Source organism: Achromobacter veterisilvae, assembly GCF_900496975.1.
Classification (GTDB): domain Bacteria; phylum Pseudomonadota; class Gammaproteobacteria; order Burkholderiales; family Burkholderiaceae_B; genus Achromobacter; species Achromobacter veterisilvae.
This window is the reverse complement of record NZ_UFQC01000017.1, coordinates 73571-89816: the sequence shown is the minus strand read 5'-3', so window position 1 is coordinate 89816 and position 16246 is coordinate 73571. Positions and strand designations below refer to the sequence as shown.

General features: G+C 67.9%; 15 protein-coding genes. 4 read left to right on the top strand and 11 right to left on the bottom strand.

Annotation, left to right across the window (positions count from 1 at the left end; translation table 11 throughout):
* Positions 1-41 precede the first annotated feature (41 nt).
* Entirely contained in the window at positions 42-1031 is a 990-nt protein-coding gene (locus AVE30378_RS17190; RefSeq protein WP_129242080.1) for a LysR substrate-binding domain-containing protein, read from the top strand.
* On the opposite strand, the gene AVE30378_RS17185 is transcribed toward AVE30378_RS17190, so the two are convergent.
* The 10 genes from AVE30378_RS17185 to AVE30378_RS17140 form a co-directional block, all read right to left on the bottom strand.
* The gene (locus tag AVE30378_RS17185; protein WP_129242079.1) at positions 1023-1751 is read right to left on the bottom strand and encodes a GntR family transcriptional regulator; all 729 of its coding nucleotides are present in this window, start codon (positions 1749-1751) and stop codon (positions 1023-1025) included. The genes AVE30378_RS17190 and AVE30378_RS17185 overlap by 9 nt on opposite strands.
* Complete coding sequence (locus tag AVE30378_RS17180) at positions 1748-3277, bottom strand: AMP-binding protein (RefSeq protein WP_129242078.1); 1530 nt, start codon at positions 3275-3277, stop codon at positions 1748-1750. Before AVE30378_RS17180 ends, AVE30378_RS17185 begins: the two co-directional genes overlap by 4 nt.
* Before the next feature lie 29 nt (positions 3278-3306).
* The gene (locus AVE30378_RS17175; protein ID WP_129242077.1) at positions 3307-4545 is read right to left on the bottom strand and encodes a thiolase family protein; all 1239 of its coding nucleotides are present in this window, start codon (positions 4543-4545) and stop codon (positions 3307-3309) included.
* Positions 4542-5249, bottom strand: coding sequence for an ABC transporter ATP-binding protein (locus tag AVE30378_RS17170; protein ID WP_129242076.1), 708 nt, complete (start codon positions 5247-5249; stop codon positions 4542-4544). Before AVE30378_RS17170 ends, AVE30378_RS17175 begins: the two co-directional genes overlap by 4 nt.
* Complete coding sequence (locus AVE30378_RS17165; RefSeq protein WP_129242075.1) at positions 5246-6001, bottom strand: ABC transporter ATP-binding protein; 756 nt, start codon at positions 5999-6001, stop codon at positions 5246-5248. The genes AVE30378_RS17170 and AVE30378_RS17165 overlap by 4 nt, the downstream gene beginning before the upstream one ends.
* Positions 5998-7020, bottom strand: coding sequence for a branched-chain amino acid ABC transporter permease (locus tag AVE30378_RS17160; RefSeq protein ID WP_129242074.1), 1023 nt, complete (start codon positions 7018-7020; stop codon positions 5998-6000). Before AVE30378_RS17160 ends, AVE30378_RS17165 begins: the two co-directional genes overlap by 4 nt.
* Entirely contained in the window at positions 7017-7874 is an 858-nt protein-coding gene (locus AVE30378_RS17155; RefSeq protein ID WP_129242073.1) for a branched-chain amino acid ABC transporter permease, read from the bottom strand. The genes AVE30378_RS17160 and AVE30378_RS17155 overlap by 4 nt, the downstream gene beginning before the upstream one ends.
* 83 nt (positions 7875-7957) lie before the next feature.
* On the bottom strand, positions 7958-9139 hold the full coding sequence (locus tag AVE30378_RS17150) for an ABC transporter substrate-binding protein (protein WP_129242072.1): 1182 nt from the start codon (positions 9137-9139) through the stop codon (positions 7958-7960).
* 297 nt (positions 9140-9436) lie between these two features.
* Positions 9437-10240 carry an N-formylglutamate deformylase gene (hutG, locus tag AVE30378_RS17145; protein ID WP_129242071.1) on the bottom strand — a complete coding sequence of 268 codons (804 nt, stop codon included), beginning with the start codon at positions 10238-10240 and terminating at the stop codon, positions 9437-9439.
* Positions 10241-10382: 142 nt separating this feature from the next.
* Complete coding sequence (locus AVE30378_RS17140) at positions 10383-11021, bottom strand: TetR/AcrR family transcriptional regulator (protein ID WP_244235076.1); 639 nt, start codon at positions 11019-11021, stop codon at positions 10383-10385.
* A gap of 147 nt (positions 11022-11168) precedes the next feature.
* On the opposite strand from AVE30378_RS17140, the gene AVE30378_RS17135 reads away from it, so the two are divergent.
* The 3 genes from AVE30378_RS17135 to AVE30378_RS17125 are packed head-to-tail and all read left to right on the top strand — an operon-like array spanning position 11169 to position 14786.
* Positions 11169-11852 carry a MarC family NAAT transporter gene (locus AVE30378_RS17135; RefSeq protein ID WP_129242069.1) on the top strand — a complete coding sequence of 228 codons (684 nt, stop codon included), beginning with the start codon at positions 11169-11171 and terminating at the stop codon, positions 11850-11852.
* The gene (locus AVE30378_RS17130; RefSeq protein ID WP_129242068.1) at positions 11839-12873 is read left to right on the top strand and encodes an Lnb N-terminal periplasmic domain-containing protein; all 1035 of its coding nucleotides are present in this window, start codon (positions 11839-11841) and stop codon (positions 12871-12873) included. The genes AVE30378_RS17135 and AVE30378_RS17130 overlap by 14 nt, the downstream gene beginning before the upstream one ends.
* The gene (locus tag AVE30378_RS17125; RefSeq protein WP_244235075.1) at positions 12870-14786 is read left to right on the top strand and encodes an esterase/lipase family protein; all 1917 of its coding nucleotides are present in this window, start codon (positions 12870-12872) and stop codon (positions 14784-14786) included. The genes AVE30378_RS17130 and AVE30378_RS17125 overlap by 4 nt, the downstream gene beginning before the upstream one ends.
* 92 nt (positions 14787-14878) lie before the next feature.
* Here the strand turns inward: AVE30378_RS17125 and AVE30378_RS17120 are convergent, their stop codons facing one another.
* Positions 14879-16180, bottom strand: a complete 1302-nt coding sequence (locus AVE30378_RS17120) for an LLM class flavin-dependent oxidoreductase (RefSeq protein ID WP_129242067.1) — start codon at positions 16178-16180, stop codon at positions 14879-14881.
* Positions 16181-16246: the final 66 nt, after the last annotated feature.

Below are 16246 nucleotides of genomic sequence, written 5' to 3'. Positions count from 1 at the left end.
AGCGATAGTTTTTCAATCAGGGGTTGAGATAAACTCAACGCATGGCCGACCTTCCCAACCGCACCCCGCCCCTGGCCGCGCTGCGCGCCTTCGAGGCCGTGGCCCGCCTGGGCAGCCTGAGCCGGGCCGCCGCCGAACTCAGCGTGACCAAGAGCGCCGTCAGCCACCAACTGCGGGCGCTGGAGGCCGATCTGGGCGTCACGCTGCTGCGCCGGGGCGGCACGGTGCGCCGCGCCGAAACCACCGGCGCGGGCGCCGATCTGCTGGCATCGGTGCAACAGGCCTTGACCCTGCTGGAGACCGCCTGCCGCAATGTGCGCGCCGCCGCCCGCGGCAGGCGGCGCTATACCCTGAACGTATCGGCCAACCCCTCGCTGGCCGCCCTGTGGCTGGCGCCGCGCATCGGCCGGTTCATCGAATTGCACCCCGACATCGACATCCAGGTCTACCTGCATGCCAGCCAGGATCCGGCCTGGAAGAGCCAGGACATCGACCTGGCGTTCCTGCACGTGCGCGCCATGGGGCCGCACAACGCCGAGCCCGGCGACATCCCGCTCATGACCGAGACCGTGGTGCCGGTGTGCAGCCCGGCGCTGATCGCGCCGTCCGAGCGCGACGACCCGCGCGCGTTCACGCGCCATCGCTGGCTGGAGGAAAAGCACATCGACAGCCCCGAGACCGATTGGCGCATCTGGAGCCCGCGCCTGGGATTGGCCGAGTCGGACTGGCAGGAGCCGATGGTGCTCAGCGGCATGAGCACGGTCGCCGCGGCCGCGGCGGCGGGCGTCGGCATCGCGCTGGGGCGCGCGCCCCTGATCGACGAGGAACTGGCCAGCGGTCGCCTGGTTCCCCTGGTGCCGCGGCTGCGCATGCCGGGGTCCTGGGGCTACGTCATGCGCATCCAGGCCAACCGCCCGATGGACGCGTCCCTGCCGGCGCTGGTGGAGTTCCTGCTCGAGGAAGGGCGCAGCCCGGGAGCGTGGCAGCATTCGGGGAGCGGCGCGGGCCCTCTATCGGGCCTGTCAGTCTGAACCCCCCCTGCCACGCGGCGGGGAGCTGATGGTGACCGCCGACGTGACGATCAGCTCCATCAGGATGTCGCGCGCGAGGTTCTCGGCGTAGTCGTTGCGCGCCTCCGCTGTGGCGATCGCGCGTTCCACCGACCCTTCCACAATGGCGTTGATCTGCTGGATGTGCAGTTCGCAGATCTGCACCAGATCGGGATGGCGCTTCTGGTGGAAATACAGGAAGCGACGCGCCAGCGTCTGTAGCATGGCGTGGAATTCCGCCGCATAGCTATTGCGCGACGCGGCGCCGATCTGGCTGGTGAGCGTGAAATGCAGGCGCATGTAGATGCGCATATCATTGATCGCCTTCAGCGCTTCCAATTCGCGAGCCAGGCGCGCCAGCTCCGCACGTTCGCCATCGTCGGCCCATTGCGCGGCCTGAGCGACGATCAGACGCTCGATCTCCCGCCTCGCCTGGATGATCTTCAGTTGTCCCTGGTAGTCGATTTCGGAGATGAAGATGCCCTGGCGCGGCGCGATTTCGACCAGCCGCTGGAATGCCAGCTTCTGCAGGGCGTCGCGTACCGGCGAGCGGCCGATGCCGACCCGCTCGCTCAGCGTGGTTTCCGACCACTGGCTGCCAGGGGGCAGTTCCCCCGTGACGATCATCTCCTCCAGGGCGCAATAGGCCTTTTCGGTCTGGCTGACGGCGGTGCGGCCAAAGAGGGGGGCGGACGAATTCATGGGATCGAGAGCGCGCGTTGTTGGAGTTCGCGTTTTAACACTTTGCCGGTGCTGTTTTTCGGCAACTCGTCCAGGAAGACGTAGCGCTTGGGGCGTTTGAACCGGGCGATCGACGCCAGGCAGAGGCGGTCCAGGTCCTGGGTCTGCACCTGCGCGCCAGGTTTGAGCACCACGAAGGCCAGCACTGATTCCCCCCATTCCGGGTCCGCCACGCCCACTACCGATACCTCCTGCACCGCCTCGTGGCGCGTCAGCGCTTCCTCCACTTCGCGCGGGTAGATATTGGTGCCGCCGCTGATGATTACGTCCTTGGAGCGGTCCTTCAGGTGGAGCAGGCCGCGGGCGTCCAGGATGCCGATGTCGCCGGTATGGAGCCAGCCGTCCACGATGGTATGGGCGGTGGCGCGCGCATTGTTCCAGTAGCCCAGCATCACCGTCGGGCCTTTGACGGTCACTTCGCCCAGCTCGCCCAGGGCGGCCGGGCTGCCGTCGCCACTGCGCAGTTCGACCTCCATGGATGCCTGCACGTAGCCTACTGAGCCCAGCAGCGCGTCGTCGTTCGTGGCCACCGCGTCGGCGATCTGGGCCGCCGACAGGGCGGATATCGACATGGGGCTTTCGCCCTGGCCGTAGATCTGCGCCACGCGTGGGCCGAAGCAGGCGACAGCCTCCTTGATATCCTCTACGTAGAAGGGCGCGCCGCCCACGATCAAGGTGCGTAGACCCGGTGGCGGTCCGCCGTTCTGGCGGGCATGGCGCACCATGCGCTGCACGATGGTCGGCGAGGCGAACAGGCTGACCCGTTCGTAGTGCGTCAGCAGGGCGGACAGTTCATCCTCGTCCAGCCCGCCGCTGTCGGGGACGATCTGCAAGGCGCCATGCAGCCAGTAAGGAATGCTGTAGAGGCCGCCGCCATGCGACAGCGGGGCTACGTGGACCATTGCGTCGCCGGGGGCCACCGCCTGCACGTCGGCGTAGAAATTCAGGCACATGCCCAGCAGATTGGCGTGGCTGAGCATGACGCCCTTGGGCTTGCCCGTCGTGCCGCTGGTATAGAACAGCCAGGCCAGTTCCTGTGACGAGCGCCGTTCCAGCGCCAGCGCCGGCCCGCTGGCGGCCTTGGCGTAGGCGGCGGACTCCACGTCCTCGACGCGCACGGCGTCCAGGCTGCGGGCGGCCGGCGAAAGCGCTTCGAACAGCTCGCCTTGAGACAGACAAAGCCGCGCTTCGCAGTCGCGCAGAATGTACTCGAGCTCGTTGGGGTGCAGCTTGGCATTGACGGGCACGGCGCACAGGCCCGCGTGCCAGATGGCCAGCACGGATTCGATGTAGCTGGGGTGATTGCGCAGCGCCAGCATGACGCGTTGTCCGGGCTGCAGGCCCATGGGGCCGCGCAGCCAGCCGGCCAGCGCCTGGACCCGGGCCTGGAGCTGGGCGTAGGTAAGAGGAGTCCGGGTGCCCGCGGCCAGCGCGGGACGGTCGGCGTGCATGAGGGCGCTGCGGTGGAAGAGAGAGCTGAGATGCATGGCGGTCTCTGGGTTGGAAGGGGCGCGGTTCAATGGCCGAGCAGGGTGATGCAGGTGACGGCTTCCTCCACGCCGTTGAATCCGCCGCCGTTCTCGGCGATGGCGAAGCGCGCGCCTTCGACCTGGCGCGCGCCCGCCTCGCCGCGCAACTGGGTCACCATTTCGTGGACCTGGGCCAGGCCCGTTGCGCCGATGGGATGGCCGCGCGACAGCAGGCCGCCGGACACGTTGATGGGGATGCTCCCGCCCAGGCTGGTGGCGCCGGACTCCGCCATCGGCCCGCCTTCTCCGAAGGCGCAGAAGCCCAGGGCTTCGGTCTGCTGGATTTCGGCGAAGGCGGTGGCGTCATGGACCTCAGCCAGGGACATATCTTGCGGGCCGACGCCGGCGCGCTCGTACGCTTCCAACGCGGCAAGGTGGCACAAGTGGCGATCGTAGCGGTCCGCGGGACGGTCCGTGGCGGTGCGCAGCACGCTGGCGTACAGGCGCACCGCGCGGGCGCGCGCCAGCCGCTTCAGGCCCTGGGCGTTGCAGACGATGGCGGCGGCGGCGCCGTCGCTGATGGGGGCGCACATGGGCAGCGTCAGCGGCCACGACACCGGCCTTGCGGCCAGCGCTTCGTCCACGGTCAGCGGGTACTGGAACTGCGCCAGGGGATTGTGTGTGGAGTGCATGTGGTTCTTGGCGGCCACGGCGGCGAGTTGGCGCTGCGTGGTGCCGAAGGTCTTCATGTGCAGCCGCGCCAGGCTGGCGTATATGTCCATGAATACGCTGCGCTTGCCTGGCTCCTCGAAGCCGGGCGGAGGCGTGACGTCGGGCGCCAGCGCCATCAGCCGCGCCATCTGTGCCGACGCGTCGTGGACGTCCCAGGCGCCGTCGAACACCGCGAAGCTTCTGGCCTTGTCCTCCGAATACAGTTTGTCCACGCCCACGGCCAGGCAGATGTCGCCCGCGCCCGAGGCGACGTACAGGTGGGCGGCGTTCAGCGCCGTGCTGGAGCTGGCGCAGGCGTTCTCCACATTGGTGACCGGGATGCCGGCGATGCCCATGGCCTTGAGTGCGACCTGTCCCGCCACCATGTACTGGCCTTCGATCGATCCTTGGCCGGCCGTCGCGAAATAGGCCGCTTGCAGACCGGCGGCATCGCAGCCCGCGTCGGCCAGGGCCTGGGACACGGCGTCGCGAACCAGGTCCTTGACGCTCTTGCCGGGCTGCTTGTCGAAACGGGTAATGCCCACGCCCGCGATGTAAGTGGTGTCGTTGCTCATGATTGGATACCGGTGGTGAGTATGGATTCGATGACGTGGCGGCCGGCCTCGACTTCCGCGGCCGATCCGCTCCAGGCGACTTCGCCGTGGTCCAGTACGTACTGGCGATGCGCGAGGCGCGCGGGCACTTTCAGGTTCTGCTCGACCAGCACGATGCCCGTGCCCTGGCGGTGGACTTCGGCGAATACACCGATCAGGTCATTGACGATGCGCGGCGCCAATCCTTCGGTGGGTTCGTCCAGCAGCAGGATGCGGGGATTGCCAAGCAGGGCGCGGGCGATCGACAGCATCTGCTGTTCGCCGCCCGACAACTGGTCGCCGTCGAAGCCTATGCGTTCCTGCAGCCGGGGGAATACCTGCAGCACCCGGTCCGCGGTCCAGTAGCCGGGCCGGTGCGCCAGCGCGCCCATCCTCAGGTTTTCCCGCACGGTGAGATTGGGAAAAATGCGGCGCGTGTCGGGCACCAGCGCGATGCCGTCGCGGCTGATCTGTTCGACGGCGCGGCGCGTGGCATCCTGGTTCGCCACGAGGCGGCTTCCCGACGACAGCGGCAGCAGCCCGATCAGCGTCTTGAGCACGGTGGACTTGCCGGCGCCATTGCGTCCGACGATGGCGACGATCTCGTCCTGGGCCGCGCGTAGCGTGATGTCCTTGAGCGCCAGCGCCTGGCCGTAATGCACGCTGGCGTGTTGCAGCTCGATCATGCCGCCACCTCTTCGCCCAGATAGACCGCGCGTACGGTGGCGTCGTCGCGGATTGCATCCGGCGGGCCCTCCGCCACCTTGCGGCCGTTGGACAGCACCACGATGTGTTCCGAAAGCGTCATGATCACGTCCATGTTGTGTTCGATCAGCAGCACCGTGCGGCCGGCGGCCGCGTGGCGGACCAGGCGGGTGGCCGCTCCGATCTCGTGGTGGCCGACGCCGGCCAGCGGTTCGTCCAGCAACAGAATGCGGGGGTCGGGCAGCAGCGTCAGGCCCAGTTCCAGCGCGCGCTGCAGGCCGTAGGACAAGGTGCCGGCGACGGTGTCGCGCCAGGGGGCGAGGTCAGTAAGCTCCAGCATCTCGTCGATGGTGGACGCCAGCCGCCGGTCGTAGCGCGGCGCCAGCCAGAAGGGCAGCAGGCGCGAATGGCTGATCTGTGCGGCGATGCGCAGGTTCTCCAGCACCGTCATCTCTGGAAAGATCTTGGTGATCTGGAAACTGCGGCCGATCCCGTGGCGGGCGCGCTCATGGGCGCGCAGCCGCGAGATGTCCGCGCCGTGGCACAGAATGCTCCCGCCGTGGCCGGGCAGATGCCCGGCCAGCACATTGAGCAGAGTGGTCTTGCCCGCGCCGTTGGGGCCGATCAGGCCATAGACGCGGCCGGTCTCGAACGCGTAGCTGAACTCCTCGATGGCGCGCAGCGCGCCGAAGGTGACGCTGACCTTGTCGCATTGCAGGGCGATACCGTTCATGACAGGCTCCCTTCGCGAGGCGCCAGCGGCACCGCGGGCGCCGCCTCGCCGGCAGCCGGAGACGCCGGCGCTGCGGGCCGGCCGCGGCCCCAGCGGGCCTGCACTGCGCCCAGCACGCCTTGCGGGAAGTACAGCGTCGCCAGGATGAAGACCAGCCCCAGGATGCCGTACCAATAAGGCGTCCAGCCGCTGAGCCATTCCTTCAGCGTTTCAAACATCAGCACGCCCGCCACCGGGCCCCAGAGCGTGCCCGCGCCGCCGAGCAGGGTCATGATGATCACGTCGCCAGAAGTGGTCCAGTGCAGCATTTGCGGATTCATATACATCAGCACCGCCGCCAGCAGGCCGCCCGCGAGGCCGCCGACCGCGCCGGATACAAGGAAGGTGATCTGCTTGAGGCGCTGCACGTTGTAGCCCAACTGGCTGGCCCGGATCTCGTTCTGGCGCACGCCGGCCACCGCCCGGCCGAAGGGCGAGGCGCGCAGCATCGCCATCAGCGCCATTACCAGGGCGAACACTGCTGCCACGTACCAATAGAAGTTCACTGTGGCGAAGAAGTCGATGCCGGCGAGTTCGGGCCGGCCTATGCCGGGCAATCCATCCGCGCCGCCCGTCCATTCGCGCAATTTGCTGTCGGCCAGGATGTACATGAGCTGCGAGAGCGCCAGCGTAACGAGCGCGAAGAAGATCCCCGAGACTCGCAGCGCGAAGATGCTGAAGATCCAGGCGCAGGCCGCGCCGGCCAGGATGGCGAGGCCCAGGCCTGCCTCGAAGGACAGGCCGTATCGTTGGGTGGCCAGGGCCAGCGCATAGCCGCCCGTGCCCAGGAACGCGGCGTGGCCGAAGGACACCATGCCCAGCAGGCCGAACACCAGATCGAAGCCCACGGCGAAGATCGACCACACCATGATGAGAATGGTCAGGTTGAGCAGGAAATCGTTTTGCGTGCTGAAGGGCACCGCCAGCACCACGGCGGCAACGCAGGCGGCGATTGCGACGTTTTGGCGGGAAGTCTTCATGCCAGCCTCGCTTGACGGGAAAACAGTCCTTGCGGACGGGTGAGCAGCGTGGCGATGAGCATGGCGAAGGTCAGGATGTCGACCCAACTGGGCATGAAGGTGTAGCCCACCGCCCGGACCATGCCGATGAGCAGCGACGCGGCGACCACGCCGCGGATATTGCCCAGCCCGCCGAGGATCACGACGATGAAGCAGTCGATGATGGTGTTGGTGGCCATGCCCAGCTCGATCGGGAACAGCGGGGCGGAGATGGCGCCCGCCAGGCCGGCCAGCGCGGCGCCCACGCCGAACACGGCGCTGCGGATGGCGGCTGCCGGCAGGCCCAGGATCCGCACCATTTCTCCGTCGCTGCTGGCTGCGCGGACCAGCATCCCGAAGGTGCTTTTTTCCAGCACGAAGAAGAGCGCCGCGGAAACCAGCAGGCCGAAGGCGATGACGAACAGGCGGTAAACGGGGATGGTGCTGCCGGCCAACTCGACCGTGCCGGCCAGCGACGCGGGCATCGGCGTTTCCTGGTAGCCCAGGCCCCAGACGAATTTGACGGCTTCGCTGATCACCAGGATGAAGCCGAAGGTCAGGATCAACTGGTAGAAGTGGGGACGGTTATAGAGCGGCCGCAAGGCGAGCCTTTCCATCGCCATGCCGACCAGTCCCACGCCGATTGTCGCCACGGCCACGCCGGCGATGAAGGAGCCGGTGCGCAATTGGATGTCGAAGGCGAGATAGGCGCCCAGCATGTACAGCGCGCCATGGGCGAAATTGATGACGCCCAGCATGCCGAAAATAAGCGTAAGGCCGGAAGCCAGCAGGAACAGCAGCATTCCCAGGCTCAGGCCGATGATCACGGTGGACATGGCAGATATCCAGTCAGGCGGCGCGCGAGCGCGCCGGGAGGAAGCCGGCCCGCGGGCCGGCCGGTGTGTCGGGCGCGGCGCGTTCAGCCCGCGCAGGCTTCGAAGACCTGGTCCGGCGGGAACACGCGGACGATGTCCATCACATAGGCGGGTTGGGGCGGCTTGCCCGCGGTCACTACGCCCCACAAACCGTTCTGCATGGCCTGGTGGTCGCAGGCCCGCATGGTCTTCGTGCCTTCCACGGAGTTCTCGCGCACGCTGCCGGCGAAGGCCTCGACCCACTTTTCCTTGTCCCAGGTGCCGGTCTTGTCTACGACGTCCAGCCACCAGCTCATGCCGTCGTAGGCCTCGCCCGCCGCGGCGGAGGGGAACTCGTTGTATTTCTTGCGGAATGCCTCGACGAAAGCCTTGTTGGCGTCGTTCTCGACCGTGAAGTGGTAGCGCACGCCGGATTGGACGCCCACCGACGTGGGGCCCACCCCCGCCGCCATGGTCTCGTCGGCGATGACCGGGCCGAAGATCTTGCGTGTCTTGCCCAGGTCGATCTGGCCCGCTTGCTTGACCATGGTGACTGCGTCCGAACCCGTCATGAACAGCGCCACGCCATCGGCGTTGGAGCGCGCGATCTTATCGGCGATCGACGAGTAGTCGCGGTTGCCCAGCGGCGGGAAGTCCGCGCCCACGATCTCGATGCCCGCCTTCTCGGCTTCCCGCCGGTACCAGTCCCAGCTATCGCGGGTGGCCTGGTAATCGGCCGTGACGCCATAGATGCGCTTGAGCTTCTGCTCCTTGGTGTATGCCAGCGCCATCCGCTGCTCCATCCCCAGCGTGTTGGACGTGCGGAACGTGTAGCGCGAACCGCCCGGCACGGTGATCTTGTCGTCGGCCGACATGGTGACCAGGTGCGGGATCTTGCGCTGCTTGGCGATGTTCATGATCGCCAGCGTGCTGGCGGAGCTGACCGCGCCGAAGATCATCTGCGACCCGTCGGATATGAGGCGGGTGGTTTTTTGCACGGCGGGCTGCGGCTTGGTCTCGTCGTCCTCCCACGTGACCTGGATCGGCTTGCCCAGCACCTTGCCGCCGCGTTGTTCGATGGCGATGGTGACGCCCTTGCGCATGTCTTCGCCAAAGATGCCGTAGGTGCCCGACAGCGACACCACGCCGCCGATCTTGAACGTGTCCGGATCGGCAGCGTGCGCACTTGCTGCGAATAGGGCGCACACGGCCAGCGCGCCGCTGACGGCGTGACTCCATGTCTTCATTTCTTGTCTCCGTGTATTTTTCATTATGGCTCGTAATGTTTTACGAAGCTCACTTGATATGCTACGACCTTGCCTGTGATCTGAATAATTGGGGTAAACCCGGAATTAGCGGAAAGCAGGAATCGTCCCAAGGCCGGCAGGCGCTGGGACGGTTTCAAAGTGAGGAGATAGACATGGGCCCATTCGTGGGCCAGTGAAATAGGCGGAAGGTGCCTTGGTGTCCGTGGAGACGGCGATGGAGCGGCCGGCGGGTTTCGATGGCTCCGGAGGAAGGAGCGCGCCGGCGGCTTGGCGCGGTTAGCGCCGGCGCGCGCCCGTTTGCCGCAGGGCGGCCTGCACCAGGCTTTCGACGACCGGAATCACCTTGCCGGCCAGGTCCTCGCGATAGCCGTAGGGATGGGTTTCGTCCATGTAGGTGGATTGGCACATTTCCAACTGGATGGCGTGGACATTGTCCGCCGGCGCGCCGTAGTGGCGCGTGATGTAGCCCCCTTTGAAGCGGCCGTTGACGGCCCAGGTATACGCGGAGCAGCCGCGCAGGCGGTCTTCGACCGCCGCCAGGATGTCGGGGGCGCAGGCGGCGCCGTCGGCGGTGCCGATGTTCAGGTCGGGCAGCTTGCCTTCGAACAGGCGCGGCAGCACGCTGGCGATCGAGTGGGCCTCCCAGAGCAGCACGGTGCCGTGCTCGGCCTTGATGCGGTCCAATTCTTCACGCAGCTTGGCGTGGTAGGGCTGCCAATAGGTTTGCAGGCGGCGGGCCCGTTCGGCGTCGGTCAGGACGGCGTCATCCAGGTAGAGGGCGTCGCCGCGGAAGGTCTGGGTCGGGCACAGGCCGGTCTTGGTCTGGCCGGGGTACAGGCTTTCGTCGTTGGGCGGACGGTTCAGGTCCACCACGTAGCGCGAATAGCGCGCGCCCAGGACCGAGGCGCCCATGGCCTCGGCGAACCGGTACAGCGTGTCCAGGTGCCAATCGGTGTCGCCGGATTGCAGGCCGACGGGCGTCATCTGCGCGCGCTGCGGGCCGGGGATCTGGCTGCCCAGGTGGGGGATGGAAACCAGCAGCGGGGCGGTGCCGCGGCTGAATTGGTAAATATCGCTCAAGAAAAACTCCGGGGGAAAAGGCAGGGCGCCGCAGGCGGCAGGCAGGGACATGCCGGGCAGCGTCCTCGGGTATCCGGTATTGCACGACGAAGTGCAAGGCTGATGATCATAAAGGATGATGCAATCCGGCGCGGGCGGGGCACTAGGCCCGGAAGGCGCGCAGCAGCGTGTCCACGCCGTAGCGGCAGGCGGCCAGGTGCTCGGCATTGGGGCCGTCGGGGCTGCCGCCGGACAGGCGCGCATGGGAGGCGATGCCATTGATCAGGTTGCCCAGCGCCAGCGCGGCCTGGCGCGGGTCGTCGATGCGCAGCTCGCCGCGTTCGCAGGCCTGGCGCAGGCATTGCTCGAGCGGCGCGTGGATCTGCGTTTCCACCGCAAGCCGCAGCGACTCGGCCAGGTGCGGCAGGCGATGGCATTCCGATACCAGCAGGCGGTACAGCGCAACCGATTTGGGCAGAAGGGAATAGGCCAGCAAGCGCACCGCCAACTCGTGCAGCGCGGCGCCGACGGGTTGTTGCAGCACGGCGTCGGGGAATACCGCCGCGCGCAGGCCGTCCAGCTCATGCTGCAGCACCGCCGCCAGCAGGCCCTCTTTGTTGCCGAACAATTGGTAAGCGGTGGCCGCGGAGCCGCCGGCCTGCCGGAGCACGCGCTGGATGGACGTTTGGGCGTAGCCGTGCTGCAGCAACGATTGCGTGGCCGCTTCCAGCAGGCGCACGCGCCGCGCTTCGCCTCTGCCGGTCAGCGGGCGTGGCGCCGGACCGTTGGAAACCGTGCTCACTTCCTTCCTCCTGCCTCGAATGGGAAGACCGGGTATGGGGCCTTCCATTCCGGTCTATGTATGTAATGTATAGTACATTACACTACTTGGCATCTCTTGCGCAGCCGCCGGGCACCGGGCCGCGCATCTCGCATAAAGGCGGCCTTCATGACCGACGACCTGATTCAATTGGGCAAGCTGGTGAGCCTGGGGCTTGCCCTGATGCTGCCCCTGGCCAATCCGCTGACCTCCATGACGCTGCTGCTGTCCCTGGGCCAGCACATTCCCTACAAAGAGCGCGAACGCCAGGTGACCCAGGCGGCGTTCTACGTGGTCGGCATCATGGTCGTGACCTACTACGCCGGCGCCTGGATCATGCATACCTTCGGCATTTCGATTCCGGGGCTGCGCATCGCGGGCGGGCTGATCGTGGCCAGCATCGGTTTCAGCATGGTGTTTCCTTCCGGGGACACGAGCGCATCGCAGGCCGACGTCGCCGACGCGCAGGCCAACCGGCAAGTGCCCAACATCGCGTTCGTGCCGCTGGCCCTGCCCGGAACCGCGGGGCCGGGCACCATCGCCATGATCATCAGCGGAGCGGCGTCGCTGGACTCGACGGTCGCGCACGACTATGCGCCCTGGGTAGTGGCCGTCACGCCGGTCATCGTGTTTTCCGTGCTGGGCCTGCTGTTCTGGGCCTGCCTGCGGTCGGCCGGCCGCATCGTGGCGGTGATCGGCCAGGGCGGGGTGGAGGCGATCTCCCGCATCATGGGTTTTCTGCTGGTGTGCATGGCGGTCCAGTTCGTCATCAACGGCGTCCTGGAAATCGTGCAGCAATATGGCGCGGGCTAGCCGCGCCGCGCCCCGCGCCCTCGCCGTCGCGGGGCGCGCCGTCCTGAGCCTGCTGCTGGCATTTTCCGCGGTGTGGGGCTGCCTGGCGCTGGGCTACCGGGTGCCCGCGGGCGCAGCGGCCAAGGGCGCGGCTGCGCTCGCCTGGGGCGGCCTGTGCGTCTATGCGGCCGTGGCGCTGTGGCGCGGCCGGCCGCGGCGGGCCCTGTGGGCCTATCTGATCGGGCTGGCGGCGCTTTGCGGCTGGTGGCAGGCGCTGGCGCCGTCCAACGACCGGGTCTGGGCCGACGACGTGGCGCGCACGCTGCGGGGCAGCGTCGCGGAGTCCGTCGTCACGCTGGAAAACGTCCGCAACTTCGACTGGCAGCCGGACAGCGATGCCCACTACACGCCGCGCTGGGAAACCCGGCGCTACGACCTCGACCGGCTCGCGTCCGTGGACATGGTCCTGTCGTACTGGGGCAGTCCGGCAATCGCGCACACGCTCGTGTCCTTCGGTTTCAGCGATGGCCGCCACGTCGTGTTCTCGGTCGAGATCCGCAAGGAGCGCGGCGAGCAGTTCTCCGAGATAGGCGGTTTCTTCAAGCAGTTCGAACTGAGCGTCGTGGCCGCGGAAGAGCGCGACATCCTCTACGTGCGCGCGGGGCCGCGCGCCGAACGCGTGTATCTCTATCCAGTCAGCATGCCTGTGTCCGCCATGCGCGAACTGTTCCTGTCCTACGTGCGCACCGCGAACGAACTGGCCGACACGCCGCGCTTCTACCATACGGTGACCGCCAACTGCACGACGCTGGTCTACCGCATGGTGCGCGCCATCGTCCCGGGCCTGCCCATGGACTACCGCATCCTGCTGTCCGGCTATCTGCCGGAGTACCTGTATGAGCAGGGCGGGCTGGACCGCGGCCAGTCTTTGGCGGCGCTGCGCGAGCAGGCGTTCATCGGCGTGCCGGCCGCGCCGGGGCCGGACCCGGCCGCGTTTTCCCGCGCCATCCGCCAGCCGGCGTCCGCCAGGAGCGCGCCATGACGGCGGCGCGGGGCCGCCGGCAGGCGGCATTCTTGCGCGGCCTTGCGTTCGCGGCCGTGTTCCTGTGCGCCGGCTGCGCGGGCGTCAAGGTGTCTTCCGTCAGCACACAGGACTACATCGCCCAGCGCCGGGGCGACGTGCTCACCACCGGCCGGCTCAGCGCTTCGGCGCGCGAGGCCATGGCCGTCCTGGGCCTGAACGCGCAGGAGTGCCGCAAGGACCGCGACGCCTGCACCCGGTCGCTGGCGGCGACGGAAGGGCTGGACAGCGAACGGCGCCTGGCCACGTTATCCGAAGTCTGGCTGATGGATGCGCTGGCGACCGAAAAGCAGCGCCCTGTCGGCCAGGAGGGCGTGGACCGGCTGCTGGACGCCTATCTACAGACCGCGCGGGCCGCCTATGCGTACCTGTTCTTCACGCCGCGCTCGCCCAGCGACCGCGCGTTCGAGGACCGGCAGACCCAGGTGCGCGACTACTACAACTACGCCGTCCAGCAGGCCGTCACGCGCCTGTTCGAGCAGTATCGTGGCCATCCGCCCGAGCCGGGCGCGACGGTGTCGGCGGGGCCCTGGCAGGTGCTGGGCGAGATGTCGGAAGTCAAGCTCGCCCACGGCTTGCGGCTGCCGCTGGAGCTGGTGCCCGCTTCCACCCTGACGTTCCAGGGCCTGCGCAGCATGTATCGCCGCGACGGGTTCGGCGCCGAGCTGGTGGCGGTCACGGCCCGGCGCGTGAACGACGCCGACACCTTCAAGACGCCGTTCAGCGAAACGCCGTTCCCGGCCGTGACGGCGATCCTGAGCTTTCCGGGCGATACGCTGGAGCAGGTGATGGCCGCAAGGGAGGCCACCCTGACCGGATACGATCCCTACAAGCGTGACGCCGTGCAATTGGCGGGCACGAGAGTGCCCTTGGCCGCGAATTTCACGTCGGGCTACGGCCTGTGGCTGGCGCGTTCCGGCTTCGCCACCCAGGCCCTGCGCAACGTGCTGGGCGGCGAGGAGAGCATCGAGGCGCCGCACGTGTACCTGTTGCAGCCCTACGATCCGGGCCGGCGCACCATCATCATGCTGCATGGCCTGGCCAGCAGTCCGGAAGCCTGGATCAACGTGGCCAACGAGGTGCTGGGCGACGAGACGCTGCGCCAGCATTATCAGATCTGGCAGATCTATTACCCCACCAACGCTCCCCTGGCGATGAACAACCGCGCCATCCGCGAAGCGCTGGGCCGGACGATGGCGCATTTCGATCCCGCCGGCACGGCGCAGGCCTCGCGCGACGCCGTGGTCATCGGCCACGGCATGGGCGGCGTGCTGAGCCGGCTGCTGGTGTCTTCGTCCGGCACGGTGCTGTGGGACGCGCTGCGCGACCACGGCCGGCTGGACGGCATCCGGCTCGAACAGGCGCATGCCGAGTTCGATCCGATCCTGAGCTTCGACGCCTTTCCCGGCATTACGCGCGCGGTGTTCATCGCGGCGCCGCACCGGGGCACGCCGTTCGCCGAGAACACCCTGTCGCGCTGGCTGTCCAACCTGATCACGCTGCCGGCCGCGGCGGTCCGGCAATTCGCCAGGCTCAGCCGCCTGACCGACGCGGACGGCGCGCCTCCGCCCGAATCCCCGGTCCGCGTGCCTAATGGCGTGGACAACCTGAGCGAGAACGACCGCTACATACAGTTGACTGCCCGGATGCCGATTTCGCCGTCGGTGCGGTATCACAGCATCATCGCGAACGACACGCCCGGCGTGCCGCTGGCGGAATCGGACGACGGCCTGGTTCCGTACCGCAGCGCGCACCTGGACGGCGCGGAATCCGAAAAAATCATCCGCTATTCGCATAGCGTGCAGGAGACGCCGGAGGCGATTCTGGAACTGCGGCGCATCCTGAGGCTGCAATTGGGGCCGGGCGCGCCATGATGGCCTGGATGATCGTCGGCGCCCTGGGCGCGGCCATGCTGCGCCGCCCCGGCGTCGTGCTGTACGACTGGATCGCGACGCTGTCCCGCAGGCTATCCGCGCGCGGGCTGGCGCCCAGGCCTTTCCAGGCCGAGGTGGCCGCGCAGGGTGTCGTGCTCGTAATCCGTGCGGAACAGCCCGCGGCGCTGCAGCACGGGGATCACCTGCTCGACGAAGTCGTCGATGCCGCCGGGCAGCGAAGGCGGCATCAGGTTGAAGCCGTCGGCCCCTTCGTTGCGGTACCAGTGCTCCATCCGGTCGGCGATCTGTTCGGGCGTGCCCACCATCGTGCAGTGGCCGCCGCCGGCCGCCAGCCGCCCGAGCAGTTGGCGGACGGTGGGCCGTTCGGTCTCGATGATGCGCAGAATGGTCGCGTACCGGCCCTTCGGACCCGTGAACCCGGACAGCGGCGGCAGGGGCGGCACGGGCGCGTCCAGCTCCCAGGCTGAGCAGTCCTGCAGCACGAAAGTGCCCAGTTGGCGCAGCGACGCGTCGCTGGGCAGCAGCACGTCCAGTTCGCGCTGCTTGGCCCGGGCCTCGGCTTCGGTCGAACCCACGTACGTGACCAGGCCCGGCATGATGGGCACGAAGGCCTTGCGGCCGGCGGCCAGCACCCGCTGCTTGATGTCGCGGTAATAGGCCTGGGCGGCGGGCAGGTCGTAGGCGACCGCGTAGATGGCTTCGGCGCGCCGGGCGGCCAGGTCGCGGCCCTGGTCCGATGCCCCGGCCTGGAACAGCACGGGATGCCCCTGGGGCGGCCGCGGCACGGTAAGCGGCCCGTCCACCAGGAAGTGTTCGCCGCGGTGATCGATCTTGCGCACGCGTTCCGGCACGCCATAGACGCCGGCGCGGTCGACGGCCAGGGCGTCCTCTTCCCAGGAGTCGAACAGCCGCAGCGCGACGTCGACGAATTCCTCGGCGCGCGCGTAGCGCCAGTCGTGGCCGGGCATGGATTCGTAGCCATGGTTGCGCGCTTCCGCGTCGAACATGGAGGTCACGACGTTCCAGCCCATCCGCCCGCCGGAAATGTGGTCCAGCGAAGCGACCATGCGGGCCGCGTGGAAGGGCGTGAAGAATGTGCTGGAAACCGTGCTGATCAGGCCGATGCGGGTGGTGGCGCGCGCGATGGCGGCCATGGCGGTCAGCGGCTCCAGGTACCAGCGCGGTCCGTCGCCGATATTGTCGACGGATTGGCCGTCGGCGAAGAAGACGGCGTCGAGCTTGCCGCGCTCGGCCGTGCGGGCGAGTTCCTCGTAATAGCGGATGTCGCCCAGGCGTTCCACGGGGGAATCCGGATGGCGCCAGGCGGCGCGATGGTGGCCGCAACCGAAAATGAACAGGTTCAGGTGCAACATGGCGGTCAGTGTCCGGCGGGGCCGGAGGCGAGGGGGCAGGGTTGGGCTTTCGGCGGACACGCGAAC

Bases quoted from the DNA above. Each gene is read 5' to 3' on its own strand.
- AVE30378_RS17190 (WP_129242080.1), top strand. From the start codon at position 42: ATGGCCGACCTTCCCAACCGCACCCCGCCCCTGGCCGCGCTGCGCGCC.
- AVE30378_RS17175 (WP_129242077.1), bottom strand. From the start codon at position 4,545: ATGAGCAACGACACCACTTACATCGCGGGCGTGGGCATTACCCGTTTC.
- AVE30378_RS17180 (WP_129242078.1), bottom strand. From the start codon at position 3,277: ATGCATCTCAGCTCTCTCTTCCACCGCAGCGCCCTCATGCACGCCGAC.
- AVE30378_RS17155 (WP_129242073.1), bottom strand. From the start codon at position 7,874: ATGTCCACCGTGATCATCGGCCTGAGCCTGGGAATGCTGCTGTTCCTG.
- AVE30378_RS17185 (WP_129242079.1), bottom strand. From the start codon at position 1,751: ATGAATTCGTCCGCCCCCCTCTTTGGCCGCACCGCCGTCAGCCAGACC.
- AVE30378_RS17120 (WP_129242067.1), bottom strand. From the start codon at position 16,180: ATGTTGCACCTGAACCTGTTCATTTTCGGTTGCGGCCACCATCGCGCC.
- AVE30378_RS17135 (WP_129242069.1), top strand. From the start codon at position 11,169: ATGACCGACGACCTGATTCAATTGGGCAAGCTGGTGAGCCTGGGGCTT.
- AVE30378_RS17125 (WP_244235075.1), top strand. From the start codon at position 12,870: ATGACGGCGGCGCGGGGCCGCCGGCAGGCGGCATTCTTGCGCGGCCTT.
- AVE30378_RS17170 (WP_129242076.1), bottom strand. From the start codon at position 5,249: ATGATCGAGCTGCAACACGCCAGCGTGCATTACGGCCAGGCGCTGGCG.
- AVE30378_RS17165 (WP_129242075.1), bottom strand. From the start codon at position 6,001: ATGAACGGTATCGCCCTGCAATGCGACAAGGTCAGCGTCACCTTCGGC.
- AVE30378_RS17130 (WP_129242068.1), top strand. From the start codon at position 11,839: ATGGCGCGGGCTAGCCGCGCCGCGCCCCGCGCCCTCGCCGTCGCGGGG.
- AVE30378_RS17160 (WP_129242074.1), bottom strand. From the start codon at position 7,020: ATGAAGACTTCCCGCCAAAACGTCGCAATCGCCGCCTGCGTTGCCGCC.
- AVE30378_RS17150 (WP_129242072.1), bottom strand. From the start codon at position 9,139: ATGAAGACATGGAGTCACGCCGTCAGCGGCGCGCTGGCCGTGTGCGCC.